The sequence below is a fragment of the Bacillus velezensis genome, from assembly GCF_001461825.1.
GTDB lineage: Bacteria > Bacillota > Bacilli > Bacillales > Bacillaceae > Bacillus > Bacillus velezensis.
In genome coordinates, this window is record NZ_LLZC01000004.1 from 190192 (window position 1) to 206460 (window position 16269).

Annotated in this window: 17 protein-coding genes; 7 read left to right on the plus strand and 10 right to left on the minus strand. The window is 47.8% G+C overall.

Annotation, left to right across the window (positions count from 1 at the left end):
• Positions 1-80 precede the first annotated feature (80 nt).
• On the minus strand, positions 81-1388 hold the full coding sequence (gene gabT / locus AR442_RS02615; protein WP_014416911.1) for a 4-aminobutyrate--2-oxoglutarate transaminase: 1308 nt from the start codon (positions 1386-1388) through the stop codon (positions 81-83).
• Positions 1389-1495: 107 nt separating this feature from the next.
• Here gabT and gabR point away from each other — a divergent pair, with 107 nt between their 5' ends.
• A complete protein-coding gene (gene gabR / locus AR442_RS02620; protein ID WP_014416910.1) occupies positions 1496-2905 on the plus strand; it encodes a MocR-like transcriptional regulator GabR in 1410 nt (469 codons plus the stop codon).
• Positions 2906-2932: 27 nt separating this feature from the next.
• Here gabR and AR442_RS02625 read toward each other — a convergent pair whose 3' ends face one another.
• Positions 2933-3247, minus strand: a complete 315-nt coding sequence (locus tag AR442_RS02625; protein WP_012116810.1) for an ArsR/SmtB family transcription factor — start codon at positions 3245-3247, stop codon at positions 2933-2935.
• A 141-nt stretch (positions 3248-3388) separates the two neighbouring features.
• Here AR442_RS02625 and AR442_RS02630 point away from each other — a divergent pair, with 141 nt between their 5' ends.
• The 4 genes from AR442_RS02630 (at position 3389) to AR442_RS02645 (ending at position 6917) form a co-directional block, all read left to right on the plus strand.
• A complete protein-coding gene (locus tag AR442_RS02630; protein ID WP_014416909.1) occupies positions 3389-3676 on the plus strand; it encodes a putative quinol monooxygenase in 288 nt (95 codons plus the stop codon).
• Between the two features lie 16 nt (positions 3677-3692).
• Entirely contained in the window at positions 3693-4439 is a 747-nt protein-coding gene (gene nfsA / locus AR442_RS02635) for an oxygen-insensitive NADPH nitroreductase (protein WP_014416908.1), read from the plus strand.
• Positions 4440-4599: 160 nt separating this feature from the next.
• Positions 4600-5475, plus strand: coding sequence for a TetR/AcrR family transcriptional regulator (locus AR442_RS02640; protein WP_022552589.1), 876 nt, complete (start codon positions 4600-4602; stop codon positions 5473-5475).
• Between the two features lie 17 nt (positions 5476-5492).
• Positions 5493-6917 carry an MDR family MFS transporter gene (locus tag AR442_RS02645; RefSeq protein WP_014416906.1) on the plus strand — a complete coding sequence of 475 codons (1425 nt, stop codon included), beginning with the start codon at positions 5493-5495 and terminating at the stop codon, positions 6915-6917.
• A gap of 41 nt (positions 6918-6958) precedes the next feature.
• On the opposite strand, the gene AR442_RS02650 is transcribed toward AR442_RS02645, so the two are convergent.
• The 4 genes from AR442_RS02650 to AR442_RS02665 are packed head-to-tail and all read right to left on the minus strand — an operon-like array spanning position 6959 to position 10567.
• A complete protein-coding gene (locus AR442_RS02650; protein WP_012116805.1) occupies positions 6959-7903 on the minus strand; it encodes a siderophore ABC transporter substrate-binding protein in 945 nt (314 codons plus the stop codon).
• Positions 7904-7924: 21 nt separating this feature from the next.
• Entirely contained in the window at positions 7925-8683 is a 759-nt protein-coding gene (locus tag AR442_RS02655; protein ID WP_012116804.1) for an iron ABC transporter ATP-binding protein, read from the minus strand.
• Positions 8677-9624, minus strand: a complete 948-nt coding sequence (locus tag AR442_RS02660) for an iron chelate uptake ABC transporter family permease subunit (protein ID WP_014416905.1) — start codon at positions 9622-9624, stop codon at positions 8677-8679. The genes AR442_RS02655 and AR442_RS02660 overlap by 7 nt, the downstream gene beginning before the upstream one ends.
• Positions 9614-10567, minus strand: a complete 954-nt coding sequence (locus AR442_RS02665; protein WP_015239156.1) for an ABC transporter permease — start codon at positions 10565-10567, stop codon at positions 9614-9616. The genes AR442_RS02660 and AR442_RS02665 overlap by 11 nt, the downstream gene beginning before the upstream one ends.
• 412 nt (positions 10568-10979) lie before the next feature.
• Between AR442_RS02665 and AR442_RS02670 the strand changes: the two genes are divergently transcribed.
• Both AR442_RS02670 and AR442_RS19660 read left to right on the plus strand, forming a co-directional pair.
• The gene (locus tag AR442_RS02670) at positions 10980-12344 is read left to right on the plus strand and encodes an aspartate kinase (RefSeq protein ID WP_053285479.1); all 1365 of its coding nucleotides are present in this window, start codon (positions 10980-10982) and stop codon (positions 12342-12344) included.
• Positions 12345-12423: 79 nt separating this feature from the next.
• A complete protein-coding gene (locus AR442_RS19660; RefSeq protein ID WP_369878517.1) occupies positions 12424-12534 on the plus strand; it encodes a YjcZ family sporulation protein in 111 nt (36 codons plus the stop codon).
• A 151-nt stretch (positions 12535-12685) separates the two neighbouring features.
• Here AR442_RS19660 and phrC read toward each other — a convergent pair whose 3' ends face one another.
• From phrC to yclJ, 4 genes are all read right to left on the minus strand, one after another.
• The gene (phrC, locus tag AR442_RS02675; protein ID WP_003156334.1) at positions 12686-12805 is read right to left on the minus strand and encodes a phosphatase RapC inhibitor PhrC; all 120 of its coding nucleotides are present in this window, start codon (positions 12803-12805) and stop codon (positions 12686-12688) included.
• Positions 12789-13937 (minus strand): Rap family tetratricopeptide repeat protein, encoded by a 1149-nt coding sequence (locus AR442_RS02680; protein WP_014304340.1) that lies wholly within the window; start codon positions 13935-13937, stop codon positions 12789-12791. Before AR442_RS02680 ends, phrC begins: the two co-directional genes overlap by 17 nt.
• 158 nt (positions 13938-14095) lie before the next feature.
• Positions 14096-15523 (minus strand): two-component system sensor histidine kinase YclK, encoded by a 1428-nt coding sequence (yclK, locus tag AR442_RS02685; RefSeq protein ID WP_100261600.1) that lies wholly within the window; start codon positions 15521-15523, stop codon positions 14096-14098.
• A complete protein-coding gene (gene yclJ, locus AR442_RS02690; protein ID WP_014416901.1) occupies positions 15510-16193 on the minus strand; it encodes a two-component system response regulator YclJ in 684 nt (227 codons plus the stop codon). The genes yclK and yclJ overlap by 14 nt, the downstream gene beginning before the upstream one ends.
• Positions 16194-16269: the final 76 nt, after the last annotated feature.

Consider the following 16269-nt stretch of genomic DNA (forward strand, 5'->3'; position numbering starts at 1 on the left):
GTAAAGCCATTGAATGCTTGTTGATGTATCTCACACTTTCATGATAGCAGACACATCCGCCGGCATTCCAATAATTGAACTCACAGAGCTGCTTCGATAATGGAAAGGCCTTCTTTGAGCTGCTCATCCGTCACGACAAGCGGCGTCAGGAATCTGATAATGTTGCCGTTAATGCCGGCCGTCAGCAGCAGCAGTCCGTTCTCGTTCGCCGTTTTAGCGATCGCCGCGGCTTTCGCTTTGTCCGGTTCCCGCGTGTCCGGATCTTTGATAATTTCGATGGCCGCCATCGCACCGAGTCTGCGCACTTCTCCGATACAGGCATGCTCTTTTTTCCACTCGAGCGCTTGATGCTCGATGATCCGGCCGATCTCCTCGGAACGCTGATTCAGCCCTTCTTCTTCAATAATATCCAAGACCGCGAGCGCAGCCGCACAGCCGAGCGGGCTTCCCGCATATGTGCCCCCGAGTTCACCCGGCGCGGCGGCATCAAGCATTTCCGCCCGGCCGATGACGCCGCTCAGCGGCAATCCGGCCGCAAGTGATTTGGATACGGTGATCAAATCAGGAACGGCTCCGAAATGCTCAATCGCAAAATATGTTCCCGTTCTGGCAAAACCGGTCTGGATCTCATCCGCTACAAAAACGATGCTGTGTTTTTTACAAAAAGCGGCGACGTGCTGCACGAAACGTTTTGACGGAATGATGAAGCCGCCTTCTCCCTGAACCGGCTCCATTACGACACAGGCGACGGTTTCCGGTGCAACTGCGGAGATAAAGAAATCCTCAAAAGCGCTGATGATAAAGTCGTCATACTGCTCGTCGCTCATGCCGGCCGGCTTTTGATAATAGTAAGGAAACGGCGCCTGATACACCTCTGAGGCAAATGGGCCGAAACCGAATTTATAAGGCTTCACCTTGCTCGTCATGCTCATCGTCATGTTCGTGCGGCCGTGGAACCCTCTTGTAAATGACACGACAGCCTGGCGCTTCGTATATTTTCTGGCGATTTTCACGGCGTTTTCCACCGCTTCCGCTCCCGAATTGAGAAAAATCGCTTTTTTCGCATGATCTCCCGGCGCAAGGGCGCAAAGTTTTTCGGCCAGCTCAATATAAGACGGATACATCATGACGTTAAATCCCGGGTGAATCAGATCCTCCGCCTGTTTCTTCACGGCCTCCACCACTTTCGGATGGGAATGGCCGACATTCAGCGTTCCGATCGCTCCGGCAAAATCAATGAATCGTCTGCCGTCCAAATCGTACAAAAGCGCCCCTTCCCCTTTTACGGCCATGCCGCGGTTTCCGTTGCCGACCCCCTTGGAAACGAATTGATCCCGTTTTTGCTGCCACTGGGCAGTTGTCACTTCCGTTGATGCTGTTCGACTCATAGATTCCATCCCCCTGCATTGTTTTCTTATCATTCTGACTTCTTTTTGGTATGATGAAAAGTACCAAAATCAATTTATCCATGGTATCAGAAAGGGGCAGGGTCTGGATGCTGACGATTTCCATTGATCATTCGGAAACGGCGGATTATATCTATCAGCAGATCTATCAGCACATAAAAGCGGCCGTTTTGAAGCGCAGCCTGATGCCTCATACAAAGGTGCCGTCTAAACGGGAGCTTGCCGAGACGCTGAAGGTCAGCGTGAATTCAGTGAATTCAGCTTATCAGCAGCTGCTTTCGGAAGGTTATTTATATGCAGTCGAAAGAAAAGGCTTTTTCGTGGAGGAAATTGATACGGTTTATCATGAAGAAGCGCCTTCGCTTCTATTGCCTGATGATTTGAAAGAGCGGGAGACGGATAAGAGCGGCTGGATTTCGTTTTCTCATATGAGCGTGGATACGGCGCATTTCCCTCTGAAAAGCTGGTTTCGCTGTGAGCATAAAGCAGCCGCCCGTTCATTTCATACACTCGGAGAACTCGTCCACCCGCAAGGTTTATATGAAGTCCGTGAAACAATTTCGCGGCTTATTTCCCTGACAAGGGGCGTTACATGCCGCCCGGAACAAATCGTGCTCGGGGCGGGCACGCAATTGCTGGTGCAGCTGCTGACGGAACTGCTGCCCGAAGACGCGCCCTACGCCATGGAGAACCCGGGATATATGAGGATGTACCGGCTGCTGCAAAACCTCGGGAAAAAGGTTGCAACGATCAGCCTTGATGAAAAAGGCATGTCCATGGACGAAATCGAAAAACGCCGGCCCTCTGTATTGATCACTACGCCTTCCCATCAATTCCCCTCAGGCGTGATCATGCCCGCTTCCCGGCGGATTCAGCTTTTAAACTGGGCCGCCGAACAGAACGGCCGCTTCATCATTGAAGATGATTATGACAGTGAATTTAAATATGACGCCGATACGATACCGGCGCTTCAAAGCCTTGACCGGTTTCAAAATGTCATCTACATGGGGACCTTTTCAAAATCCCTTTTCCCAGGTCTGCGCATCAGCTATATGGTTCTGCCGCCCGGGCTTTTGCGGACGTTCAAAGAGAGAACGTATGACCTGCATACGTGCAGCACGCTTGCCCAGCTCGCGCTGAAAGAATTTATCGAATCAGGTGAATATCAGAAACATATTAAAAAGATGAAGCAGCATTATAAGAACATGCGGGAACGCCTCATTTCGGCTTTGGAAGAAACATTCGGAGATAGAATCAGTGTAAAGGGCGCCAATGCGGGGCTTCATTTTGTCACTGAGTTTGACTGCGCCCGTTCAGAAAAAGAGATATTGGCACGGGCGGATGCAGAACAGCTCGATCTGTTTGCGATGAGCCGGTTCCGTCTGAAAACGGGAAGCGATTCAAATAAGCCGCAGCTCATTCTGGGATTCGCCCGCCTGAAGGAGAGCGATATTCAAGAAGGCGTCTACAGACTTTACCTGGCAGTTTTCGGCGCATAAAAAAACCCCCGGAATTCGGGGACTTATTTACCAGCGGTCCGGCTCTGTCTGCAAAATCGCCTCCAGCAGGCCGGGAAACGCCGCTTGTAAATCATCTTTGCGCAGGGAATAATAACGGTGCTTCCCGTCTATGCGCACTTGGGCGATCCCCGCTTCCCGCAGCACTTTGAAGTGATGGGACAGCGTTGATTTAGCGACCCGGACATCAGCGCAGGTTCCGCACGTTTTTTCTGTTGTTTCCGCCAATTGTTTGACCAGCTCTAAGCGGAGCGGATCACTCAGAGCATGAAGAACCTTTGTCAGCTGTAAGCGTTCGGTTTCAGGATGGTTTGGAATGTTCATGAGTCAAATGTAACACATAAAAGCGGCGGGTGACAATTTAGGCGGTGAGGGTTTTTCCTTTACCATTCGCAGCGAAACATGTTACAGTTAGTTCGATAATATTCGAACTATAACAAATTAACCCAATCAGGAGGAATAACAATGATCGTCTTACAGGCTTACATGAAAGTAAAAGCGGATAAACGCGAGGAATTTTTAGGAGAAGCGCAATCACTTGTTCAGCATTCACGCGCGGAAGAAGGAAATGTGCAATACGACCTTTTCGAAAAAGTCGGTGAGGAAAATACATTCGTCATGCTTGAGCAATGGAAAGATGAAGAAGCGATGAAATTCCACAACGCAACTGACCATTTCCAAGGATTTGTGGCAAAAGCAAAAGAACTGCTGAGTGCGCCGCTTGACGTCGTCCGCACAGAACTGTCAGAGTAACGAAAGGATGAATGACATGAACGAAGTCCTTCAATTATTAACAGACCACCGTTCCATCCGCAGCTACACAGATGAACCCGTATCGGATGAACAGCTGGACCTTATCATCCAAGCCGCTCAAGCAGCGCCGACTTCCATTAACGGCCAGCAATTTACCGTTATAGCGGTGAAAGATAAGGAACGGAAGAAAAAAATATCCGAATTGGCGGGCGGCCAGCCGTGGATTGACCAAGCGCCGGTTTTCCTTTTATTCTGCGCTGATTTTAACCGCGCCAAAATTGCGCTTGAAGAATATAATGATACACCGCTTGAGATCACGAACGGTTTAGAGTCCGTACTTGTGGGAGCCGTAGATGTCGGGATTGCGCTGGGTACGGCAACGGCTGCAGCTGAATCAATGGGACTCGGCACTGTGCCGATCGGCGCCGTGCGCGGCAAGCCGGACGAACTCATTGAATTGCTGAAACTTCCGAAATACGTTTTCCCGGTTTCCGGTCTCGTCATCGGCCATCCGGCAGACCGCTCCGCGAAAAAACCGCGTCTGCCGCAAGCAGCCGTTCTGCATCATGAAACGTATCAAGAAGAAGATGTAAGAACACATATCGAGGCCTATGACAAGCAGATGTCCGAATACATGAAAAAACGCACCGACGGACAGGAAACGAGAAACTGGTCACAAGGCATCACCTCCTACTATAAGCAGCTTTATTATCCTCACATTCGTGAAATGCTTGAAAAACAAGGATTTAAGACGGATAAATAAGCGGATCAGCCTGCCGGAACACTCCGGCAGGTTTTTTCTATTTCTCAAACAAAAGCGTTGACACTATGTAAAAATTTTTGTTAATATTTTCATCATATACTCATTGGTTTTCTGTGAACCGATGGGTTTTCTATTGTGACGAAAGAAGGAATCTGGGCTTATGAATGATAAGAAAACGGATATTCTGCTGGCGGCAAGAAAGCTTTTTTCCGGGAAAAGCTTTTCGTCAGTTTCGATGCAGGCGATCGCAGAGGAGTGCAAAGTCTCCAAAGCATCTTTATATAAGCTGTTTGAATCAAAGGAAGACCTGCTCCTGGAGCTGCTCGACTTTAACCAGAAACAGATGGTAGCCGCCGCTTCATTATTGAATGAAGAAACAAGCCTCTCCCCTGAGGAACGGTTTGCCAAAAAACTGATGGCTGAGCTTGAAGGCTTCAGGCGCAATCAGCAGTTTTTTAATATGCTGATGTACGGAAGCCCCTCTTCCATTAATGAGCGGGTAAAACGGCATATTCACAGGGCCCGCTCCACCTTTATCTGCTGGCATCGCGATTCACTGATTCAGACGTACGGCGATGACATTATTCCTTATGTATGGGAGCTGGTGATCGTCCTGCAGGGGCTCCTGAGAGAGTGCATCACGCTGATTAAGCTGGAAAAAGAACCGCTCGCCCTGGAGCCGCTCACGGAGTTTATCATCCGCCATCTCAATCTCATCGTCGAAAACAGGACAACCGAAACCGCTTTGCCTCAGGAGATGATTGACCTTTATATCGCCTCCGCTTCCTCATTTGAGCCGAAAGACAAAACCGTATTGCTGGCTGAAAGCCTGAAGGAACTGAAAGAAGCCGTCTCAGCCCTTCCGGAGGAAAAATATGACGCCGCAGGACTCGCTTCCGCGGCGGCTATGCTGGAGAAAGAATCAGCGGACAAACAGCCGCGGGATTTTCTCATCAAAGCGCTCATCGGTTATTTGGAGCAGGCCGGACCGCTGCACCAGCCGCTTGCAGCCGTTAAAACATTGCTCAAACTATAAAGAAAGAAGGAATCAGCTTGAATAAGAGTATTAAAACTGCACCATACAACCGCTCTGTCATCGTCGGGATTCTTTTGGCGGGTGCGTTCGTCGCCATTTTGAACCAGACACTGCTTATCACGGCGCTGCCGCACATTATGAATGACTTCAATATAGACGCCAACAAAGCGCAATGGCTGACAACGTCGTTTATGCTGACGAACGGGATTTTGATTCCGATTACCGCGTTTTTAATAGAGAAATTTACAAGCCGCACCCTCTTGATTTCCGCCATGAGTATTTTCACGGCGGGCACCATTGTCGGCGCATTCGCCCCGAACTTTCCGGTGCTCTTAACGGCCCGGATTATTCAGGCGGCCGGCGCCGGAATTATGCTGCCTCTCATGCAGACGGTATTTCTCACGATTTTCCCGATGGAAAAGCGCGGCCGCGCCATGGGTATGGTCGGCTTGGTTATTTCGTTCGCGCCGGCGATCGGCCCGACGCTTTCCGGATGGGCGGTCGAAGCATTCTCTTGGCGGTCTTTGTTTTATATTATCTTCCCGATCGCAGTCATCGATTTGCTTTTAGCGATTATTCTGATGAAAAACGTCACGACATTACGAGAAACACAGATTGATATTTTATCTGTGATCTTATCGACCCTCGGATTCGGCGGTCTGCTTTACGGCTTCTCAAGCGCCGGTTCATCAGGGTGGACCAGTACTGAAGTGCTGACTTCGCTGCTTGTCGGAGCGGCCGCGCTGATTTTCTTTATCGCAAGACAGATGAAGCTCAAAAAACCGATGCTGGAATTCCGCGTGTTTTCTTTCGGGATTTTCAGCCTGACCACCCTGCTCGGAACGCTTGTTTTCGCGCTGCTGATCGGAACGGAAACCATTCTCCCGCTTTACACGCAAAAAGTCCGGGGCGTATCCGCGTTTGATACCGGATTAATGCTTTTGCCGGGCGCGATTGTGATGGGGATGATGTCTCCGTTTATCGGCCGGGTGTTTGACAAAATCGGCGGAAAAGGCCTTGCGATGACCGGATTCTTCATCATCCTGCTCACGTCCCTGCCGTTTATGAATCTGACGGACTCGACGTCTCTCATTTGGATTGTCGTCGTTTATACCGCGCGGCTTCTGGGAACAGCCATGATTATGATGCCGGTGACGACAGCGGGGATCAACGCCCTGCCGCGCCACTTAATTCCGCACGGCACAGCCATGAACAATACCGTCCGCCAAGTCGGCGGTTCTATCGGTACGGCGCTGCTGGTTTCCGTGATGAGCAGCCAGGCCGCGCACGCAAATGCGTCAACTCCGGCAAACGCCGCCCTGCACGGCATGAATGCGGCATTTGTCGTAGCCGCCTGCATCGCGCTGGCCGGCTTCCTCCTATCTTTTATATTGAAGAAAAAACCGCGTCAGCCCGAGCAGCAGCAGGCCGTTACGCGGTAAACCAAAAAGAACCCGATCACGTATGTGACCGGGTTCTTTTTTTACTTCTCGATTCCGTCTTTTACTTCTTTCACCATTTGCGCCATGGATTCCAGGCCGCCTCCTGATAAATACCATGTAGCTGAATCAAGGTAGACAACATGGTTGTTTTTCACGGCTTTCACCGATTTTACATAATCATTTTCAACCACTTGTTTTGTTGAAGATTTTGTGCCGATCGCTGTTCCGCGGTCAACGACAAACATGTAATCAGGGTTTGTTTTGGCGATATATTCATAGGAAATGCTTTGTCCGTGCAGTGAGGCTTCAATGTTTTTGTCAGCCGGTTTGACGCCGAACACATCATGAATGAAGCCGTATCTTGATTTAGATCCGAACGCGCTGATTTTGCCGTCGTTCGCCATCACCACTAACCCGTTTTTATCCGTGCTGCTTGTCTTTTTCTTCAGATCGGCAATGGATTTGTCAATTTTCGCAAGCTTATCTTTCACTTCATTTTCTTTGTTAAAGATTTTGCCGATCACTTCGGTGTTGTGCTTGAATCTGTCAACGTAGTTTGTATAGTCATCATCAAGATAAATCGTCGGCGCGATTTTTGAGAACTCTTTATAAGAATCAGATTGTCTGTGGGCGATAATGATTAAATCCGGATCAATATCCGCGACTTTTTCAAAATCCGGTTCTTTTAAACCGCCGGTATTGGCGTATTTATCACTTTTATATGAAGATAAGTATTTTGGAAGGTTTTGTTTCGGAAGTCCCGCCACGTGATCCTGTAAACCGAGTTCATCCATCGTGTCCAGCATTCCGAAGTTGAATACGACGACTTTTTTCGGATTCTTCGGCACTTTGACTCCTTCTTTGTTCAGGTCATCTTTGATTGTGATTGTTTCTTTTGATTTGCCTGATGTTTTGTCCCCGTTTCCGCATGCAGAAACAACAAAAATCGTAACTAGCGCAATGAATAGCAATGCGAATTTTTTCATGATTTTCACCTCATCTGGTTTTTAAGAAAAGTACACACCGATCCGCTGACTGTCAATCTCTTGAATCGGGATGGTCATATCATAAATATCTTCAAGCACGGAGGTTTCAATGATCTCCTCCGCCGGCCCTTCTTTGACGATCCGGCCGTTTTTCAGTGCGACGATATGGTCTGAATATACGGATGCGAAGTTGATATCGTGAATCACTACGACGACCGTTTTTCCGAAGTCTTCCACAAGCCGCTTCAACAGCTTCATCATTTCAACGGAATGCTTCATATCTAAATTGTTCAGCGGCTCATCGAGAAAAATATAGTCGGTATCCTGAGCGATGATCATCGCGATAAATGCCCTCTGGCACTGGCCTCCGCTGAGCTGATCGAGGTATTTATCCTTTAATTCATCCAGCTTCATATAACTGAGGGCCTGGTTGATATGCACCCAATCTTCATCCGTCAGTTTCCCTTGGGAATACGGAAATCTGCCGAAGCTGACCAGGTCTTTAATTGTCAGTCTGATATTGATTTGGTTCGTCTGCTTCAAGATGCTGATTTTTTTCGCCAGATCGTTGCTTTTGCAGGCCCCGATCTCTTGCCCGTCGACCGTGATTTCCCCGGAATCCGTCTTAATCAGCCGGCTCATGATAGACAGCAGCGTGCTTTTTCCCGCGCCGTTCGGACCGATAAATGAGGTGAGCCTGCCCTTTTGAATGGATAGAGACGTTTTCTCAAGGACGGTTTTCCCTCCGTATTGTTTGCTTACATTTTTGACCTCTACCATGATTTATTCTCCTTTAACAGCAGATAGATAAAATAAATCCCGCCGGCAAAATTAATGATGACGCTCAGCGTCGTGGAAAACGTGAACACTTTCTCCACGACGAACTGGCCTCCGACGAGCGCGACGATGCTGATCAGGACAGAACCCGCGATTAAATACGTGTGCCTGTAGGTTTTTAAAAACTCTCTCGCCAGATTGACGACAAGCAGTCCTAAAAACATAATCGGCCCCACAAGAGCCGTAGAGACAGACACAAGAATGGCGACGACAATGAGCATCTGTTTCACAAGCTTATCGTAATCAATCCCCAGGTTGACGGCGTGCTCCCTGCCGAGCGACAGCACGTCAAAAAACCGCGTGAACCGCCAGACATAAATGCCCGTCAGAAGAAAGACAGCACCGGCAAACCATAAAAGATCGGTGTTGATATTGTTAAAGCTGGCAAACATTTTGTCCTGAACAACCTGGAACTCATTCGGATCAATCAGCATCTGCATAAAGGATGACAGACTGTTGAACAGCGTGCCGAACACGACGCCGACAAGCAGAAGGAAAAACACGTTCCGCCCCTCGCCTTTAAACATGAGCTGATACAAAACGAGTGACAAGAGCACCATCAGTCCGACGGAGATGACGAAATTAAGATTTTTGTTCATCATGACGATATTCATTGAACCGAACAGGAACACGATGACGGTCTGAATGAGCATATACAGGGAATCGAGGCCTAAAATGCCCGGTGTCAGTATGCGGTTATTTGTAATCGTCTGGAAGATGACCGTTGAAAACGCGATCGCTCCTCCGGTAAGCATCATGGCAAGCACTTTGAAGCATCGTCTCGGCAGGGAGTATTCCCAATTGCCCAGTCCGTAGAACAGGAAGAATCCGATACATATCATGGCGAGCGCCGCCAGCAGCGTAATTTTTTTATTATGACTCATATGCTTTTCTCCTTAACAGCATATACAGGAAGATGCCGCTGCCGATAACACCGACCATCAGGCCGATGGAAATTTCGTACGGGAAGATGATCACCCTTCCCAAAATGTCGCAAAACAGTACAAAAACAGCGCCCAAGAGAGCGGTGTGAGGCAGGCTGCTCCTCAGGTTGTCCCCTTTGTAAATCGACACCATATTGGGAATGATCAAACCGAGAAACGGCAGCATCCCGACGGTCAGGATCACCAGTGAAGCGATGAGCGACACGATAATCAGACCGATATTAACGACGCGTTTGTATTTCAGGCCGAGATTGACGGAAAAGCTCTCTCCCATTCCCGCCACCGTAAATTTATCCGCATACACATAAGCGATGATCACCAGCGGGATACTCAGATATAAAAGCTCATACCGGCCTTTGACGACCAGTGAAAAATCTCCCTGCAGCCAAGATGACAGGTTTTGGATCAGATCGTATTTATATGCGATAAACGTGGCGATTGAGCTGACGATGTTCCCAAGCATTAAACCGACGAGAGGAATAAAAATCGCATCATTGAACTTGATTCTCTCGAGGATTTTCATGAAAAGGAAATTTCCCGCCAACGCGAAAACGAAAGCGATAGACATTTTCACAAGCGGACTCGCTGACGTAAAAAGCATTAATGAAATCAAAATTCCGAGCCTTGCCCAGTCCATCGTTCCCGCAGTCGTCGGCGATACAAATTTATTCCGGCTGATCTGCTGCATGATTAATCCGCAGATGCTCAGGCTCATGCCGGCGATGATAATGCTCACCAAACGCGGCAGCCGGCTGTCAAATAATGTACCTGCCTGTTCTTTATTTAAATGAAAAATATCCAGCGGCGACAAATCTTCTACACCGATAAATATAGAAGTACACGCCAAAACCGCCAGTAGCAAAAGTAAGTAACGTAGCTTCATGCTGCCTCCCTGCACCCATCACAAACGGTATGACTGATTGCCAAACAACTCCCATATATCCCACTCGTAATGATTATCATTATCAACGACAATTATAATCTTATCATCTTTCCAAGCGCAGTCAATACAGTTTTGCTTTCAAAAGCGGTCATCCGCGGGCCGTACACTAAATTGTCTTACAATCAGTCTATCAAGAATTTGCAGGATTTTCTATAACCTTCATTTGGCTGCTTATCATTTTTTGCACATGATGACACGCTTGAGGGAAACAATCTGACAAACAGCGGCAAAATTCCTCCATGAAAATACAAATGTTCTCCCCACGTAGAAAAAATCCTTGATTTACATGTTTGAAAGAGAGATAATAAAAATTAAATTTGTGAGAAAATTTAAATATTAGGGGATGTAAATCATGAAAGTTGTAAAATTCGGAGGCAGCTCTCTTGCGTCAGGAGCCCAGCTTGAGAAAGTGTTTCAAATCGTGACGGCTGATCCCGCGCGGAAAGCCGTCGTCGTATCGGCACCGGGAAAACGCTTCTCGGACGATACAAAGGTGACGGATCTGTTAATCCGCTGTGCGGAGCATTATTTACAAAAAGGTGCAGCGCCCGAGCTTGCCGAAACGGTCATTGAGCGGTACGCCGCCATCGCGCGTGAGCTGAACCTGGATTTCTCTATTATAGAAAGAATCCGCAGTGACCTATTCGCTCTCTTAAACAGCTGTAAAACCAATCCCGAACAATATATGGATGCGGTGAAGGCGAGCGGCGAGGACAACAACGCGAAGCTGATCGCAGCCTACTTCCGGCGCCGGGGCGTGAAAGCGGAATACGTAAGTCCGAAAGAAGCGGGGCTGTTTGTGACGAATGAACCCGGAAGCGCGCAGGTGCTCCCTGAGTCTTATGATCATTTGTACCGCCTGAGAAACCGGGAAGGCTTGATCATTTTTCCGGGATTTTTCGGTTACACGAAGGAGCATGAGATTGTGACGTTTTCCCGGAGCGGTTCTGATATTACCGGCTCCATTCTCGCCAACGGCTTAAAAGCTGACCTGTACGAAAACTTTACTGATGTGGACGCCGTCTATTCCGTCAACCCGTCAATCGTGCGGCATCCGAAAGAAATTAACGAACTGACGTATCGGGAAATGCGTGAGCTCTCCTATGCCGGATTTTCCGTTTTTCATGATGAAGCGCTGATTCCCGCATTTCGGGCCGGCATCCCCGTTCAGATTAAGAATACGAATAATCCGGATGCGAAAGGAACACGCGTCGTCAGCAGCCGTGACAATACGAACGGGCCAGTCATCGGCATCGCAAGCGACACGGGCTTTTGCAGTATTTACATAAGCAAATATTTAATGAACCGGGAAATCGGTTTCGGCCGCAAAGCCCTTCACATTTTGGAGGAAGAAGGATTGACGTATGAACACGTTCCATCCGGCATTGACGACATCACAATCATCCTTCGGCACAATCAGATGGACTCAGAACTGGAACACAGGCTCGTCACCCGTCTGAAGCAGGAGCTTCAAGCAGATGAAGTCACAGTCAGGCACAATCTGGCGCTGATTATGGTCGTCGGGGAAGCGATGCGCCATAATGTCGGCACAACCGCCAGGGCATCCAAAGCACTGTCGGAAGCCGGCGTCAACATCGAGATGATCAATCAAGGGTCCTCGGAAGTCAGCATGATGTTCGGAGTGAAAGAAGAACAGGAAAAACACGCGGTGCGGGCGCTGTATGACGAATTTTTCGCCGGAGTCTTACTCTCATAGGACACCGCCTCTTTTTTCTCTTGTCCACTAATATCCCTTACAAAGCAGCTTCTTTTACATATTGTATGGTATAGACAATATGGAGGTGAAGCTCATGTCAGGATATTCAGGAGTCAGCTCTTTCGCTTTGATCGTTGTTTTATTTATCCTGTTGATTATTGTTGGTACTGCCTTCGTTGGCGGTTTCTAAGCATCACTCCGTCTATATGAGGACGCTGCGGGTTTTGACCTGCGGCGTTTTCTTTTGTTTTCCGCCGCTGTCCGAGTCCGGCCGCGCAAAAAAAAAGACTGCCGGGAACATTCTCGGGGCAGTCTTTTCCTTTGTTCAGGTTATTTTCTTCTCACGTCATTCCTCTTTCAGCTACATGGAATTCAGCCTGATCTGTCTGGCCTGCACCTGTCACTGTAAAAATCGCGGCGGCTGCTAAACAAATAACAAACCATTTAGATTTCAATTTCATACAAACCCTCACTCCTTTGTATTTGTTTCCTTGCCTCTTCGACTTTCAGAAAATAGTCAGAAGAAATTTTAAAGCAATTTTGTTCATAGTAATATTTAGCTGCTTCTAGTGCTAAATCCTCTATATCGGCGTATAAATTTTTATCTTCCAGGTAACGGAAACACGCGCTGATTGTTTCCTCATCCGGTTTCGCCTGATACAGAGCCTGCAGCCATTCGAATTTTACCGTGTAAACGGGATCGTCTGTTTCTTTAGCATATTCATATCCCCGCTTGTGATATTCCGACGCTTTTTCTTTTTTTCCGAGTTTAAAGTAAATGAGTGTGATTAGAAAATATGCTTGAGGAAGAGAATTGACGATTCTTTGTGATTCAAATGTATCGACCGCCCGTTCAAAGTACGGAATCGCTTCACCGATGCGGTCCTGATTGTAGTAGCACAGTCCGAGGTTATACAGCGCCCTCCCGACAAGCTGCGCTTTTTGTTCTTTTTCGGCCATTTGCAGAGCGTGCTGAAAATGTTTGGCCGCCTGTTCAAAGCGCCTTTCATCCATTAAATTGACGCCGAATACAAAATGGCATTGAATGATCCGGACGTTATATGTGTCCTGCTCTACGTAAATTTCATAAGCGTTTTTTATATGTATCAAAGAAAAATACGTTTGTTTCATATGATAATAAGCTTCGGCCACTTTAAAATAAAACTCCGCCCGTTCCACGTGGTCCGATACGAAGGCCAGTTTTTTCTCAGCTTGTTTATAATATGTAATCGCTGAGATAAATTCTCTTTTATCAAATTCAAACATGCCTTTGAAAAAGTTGACGTAATAATCGAGAAGCCCTTTGAGGCCGGCCTGGCTGTTATCAATGTTATCAAGAATTTCCGACAGGGTCGGCTGGTCTTCTATCTTCAGTTTTTCCAGCGGCTCCAAGTAGTCCAGCATCAGCTGATGGCGAAATTCCATGAGGGAATAATAAAGCACTAAGTTCGAATCAGGCTCCATACGGTCAAGCTCTTGTTTGATCTCGGCTTTCAAGATCTCCGCATCCGGCACGCTGAATGTTCTGATGTATCGATACCACTCGTTAATTTTCTGCCCGACTGCTGAAGAAGGAATTAACCCGCTCTTCATTCCTTCACCCTCCCCATCCAAGACCTGTTTACCAGTTATTTTATCACGTTTCCGTCTCTTTCCATCCCGAAAAACACGCAAACTTTGTTTCGGCAGAGCGCAATTTTCCGAGTGGAGTTAAAACAGACGGCGGCCAGACGGGACCGCCGGTTTCAAGATTATTCATTTTTCGTATTCAGCGGAAGGCGGATTGTAAAGGTCGTGCCTTTTCCTTTTTCGCTGTTAATATCTATCGTACCCTTGTGCATTTCGACGAGCTGCCTGACGATGGACAGGCCGAGTCCGTATTCGCCGTATGCCGTATTCCTCCGGGACACGTCCGCCTTATAAAACCGCTCCCATATATGCTCAATTTCCTCTTTGGAGATGCCGATCCCGGTGTCTTCGATTTCAATCACCGTTTCTTTATAGCCTTCATACCCGCGCAGCGTGATGTCTCCCTTTTGCGTAAATTGTATGCTGTTTTTCGTGATGTTGACGAGAATCTGGATCAGCCTGTCATAATCGGCGAACACTTTGACGCCGTCCTCCACTTGAATACGCAGCTGATTTTGTTTTTCCTCCGCCTGCTGATTGAGATGCTCTTTAATAATTTCAAACACCTCGATGAGCGGCAGGCTGAGCTTGTCCAGTTTGATTTGCTGGGATCTGATTTTTTCATAATCCAGGTTTTCTTTCACGAGCCTGAGCATCCGCTTCGTTTCTTCGCTGATCAGCGAGAAGCATTTCTCTTTATCTTTTTCCGGGATGGTGTTGCTGTTAAGCCCCTCCACAAGTCCGTTAATGGTCGTCAAAGGCGTTCTCAGCTCATGGGAGACATCGGCGATAAATTGGCGCCTCCGTTTTTCGAGGCGGTCAATCTGCTCTCTCGATTGCTTCAGATTTTTGGCCATGATGTTGAAATCGGAAGCCAGCATGCCGATTTCATCGCCGCCGCTGTTCTTGAGCGAAATATCGTAATCACCGGATGCCACTTTTCCGGTCGCATCCCGCAATGTCTGAATCCGCTTGACGTGAAATTTAGATAAAAGCCAGCTCAGCAGAATCGTGATGATAAGGGTGCTGATGATCGCGTAAATCATATAGCGGTTGACCTGGCTGATCATCTGCTCGACCCCTCTGACGGGAGACACGAGCAGCACCGCTCCTTTAAATTGATCGTTGATAAAAAGCGGCTTTGCGACAAGGGATACTTCTAAGCCTTCCGTATTAAAACGGTTCATCTCCGCTCTGATCTGAACGGTTTTCCCTTGCTTCAGCATGTGCCACTCTTTACTTTTCAGCTTCTCGCGCGGCGGCATATCGTCAGGAAAAAAGTAAGGCTGCTGATGTTCATCAAAAATAATAAATCTGGTCTCGCGCGTTTTTAACATGTCCTGATACGGATACAGGCGGCGCAGATCAAGATCGCGGCCGTTCAGCTCACTTGTGATCTGCTGGGCGTAAGATGACAGCTCATCCACTTTATTTTGATACGCAAAATCTTTCACAAAGTGCGAAAACAGGGAAATGATGATGAAAAAGGCCAAAATCAAAATGCTGACATGGCTTAACAGCAGCTGATATAAGTATTTAATCCTCATCAAATTTGTATCCTACCCCCCACACCGTGTATAAAAACGGTTTTTCGTCACTGGACAGTTTTTTGCGCAGCCGTTTAATATGAACATCAACCGTACGTTCATCGCCGTAAAATTGATAGCCCCACACCTGCTCAAGCAGCTGCTCTCTCGAAAAAACCTGGCGCGGGTTTTGTGCGAGATAAAAGAGCAGATCGAATTCCTTCGGCGTCAGATTCTCGACAGGTTTTCCGTGCAGAAACACTTCCCGCGTCTTCTTATTGATTGAAAAACACGCCGTTTCGATCAAGTCGTCGCTTTTTACGGCCTGCCCCGTCGCCCGGTATCTTCTGATCACCGCTTTAATCCGCGCTACTAGTGTCAGCGGGCTGAACGGCTTGGTGACATAGTCGTCGGCCCCCATTTCAAACCCGATCACCTGATCAGACTCCGTGTCCTTTGCGGTCAGCATAATAATCGGCACACTGCTCGTCTCTCTTATTTTCCGGCAGATCGTCACTCCGTCCATGGATGGGAGCATAATGTCCAGAATGACCAAATCCCAGTCCTCTTCCGTGAACCGCTGATAGCCTTCCACTCCGTCATGGACAAATTCGGCTTCAAATCCTTCTTTAAAAAAGAACATTTCCGTCATGGTGCATACGCTTATATTATCTTCTATCATTAATATCTTCATTTGTTCCTCCGCTTATCTTGACGCTTTTTCTTATAATAGCACCATTTTACCCGGATGTTTTCGGGTTTCACAAATG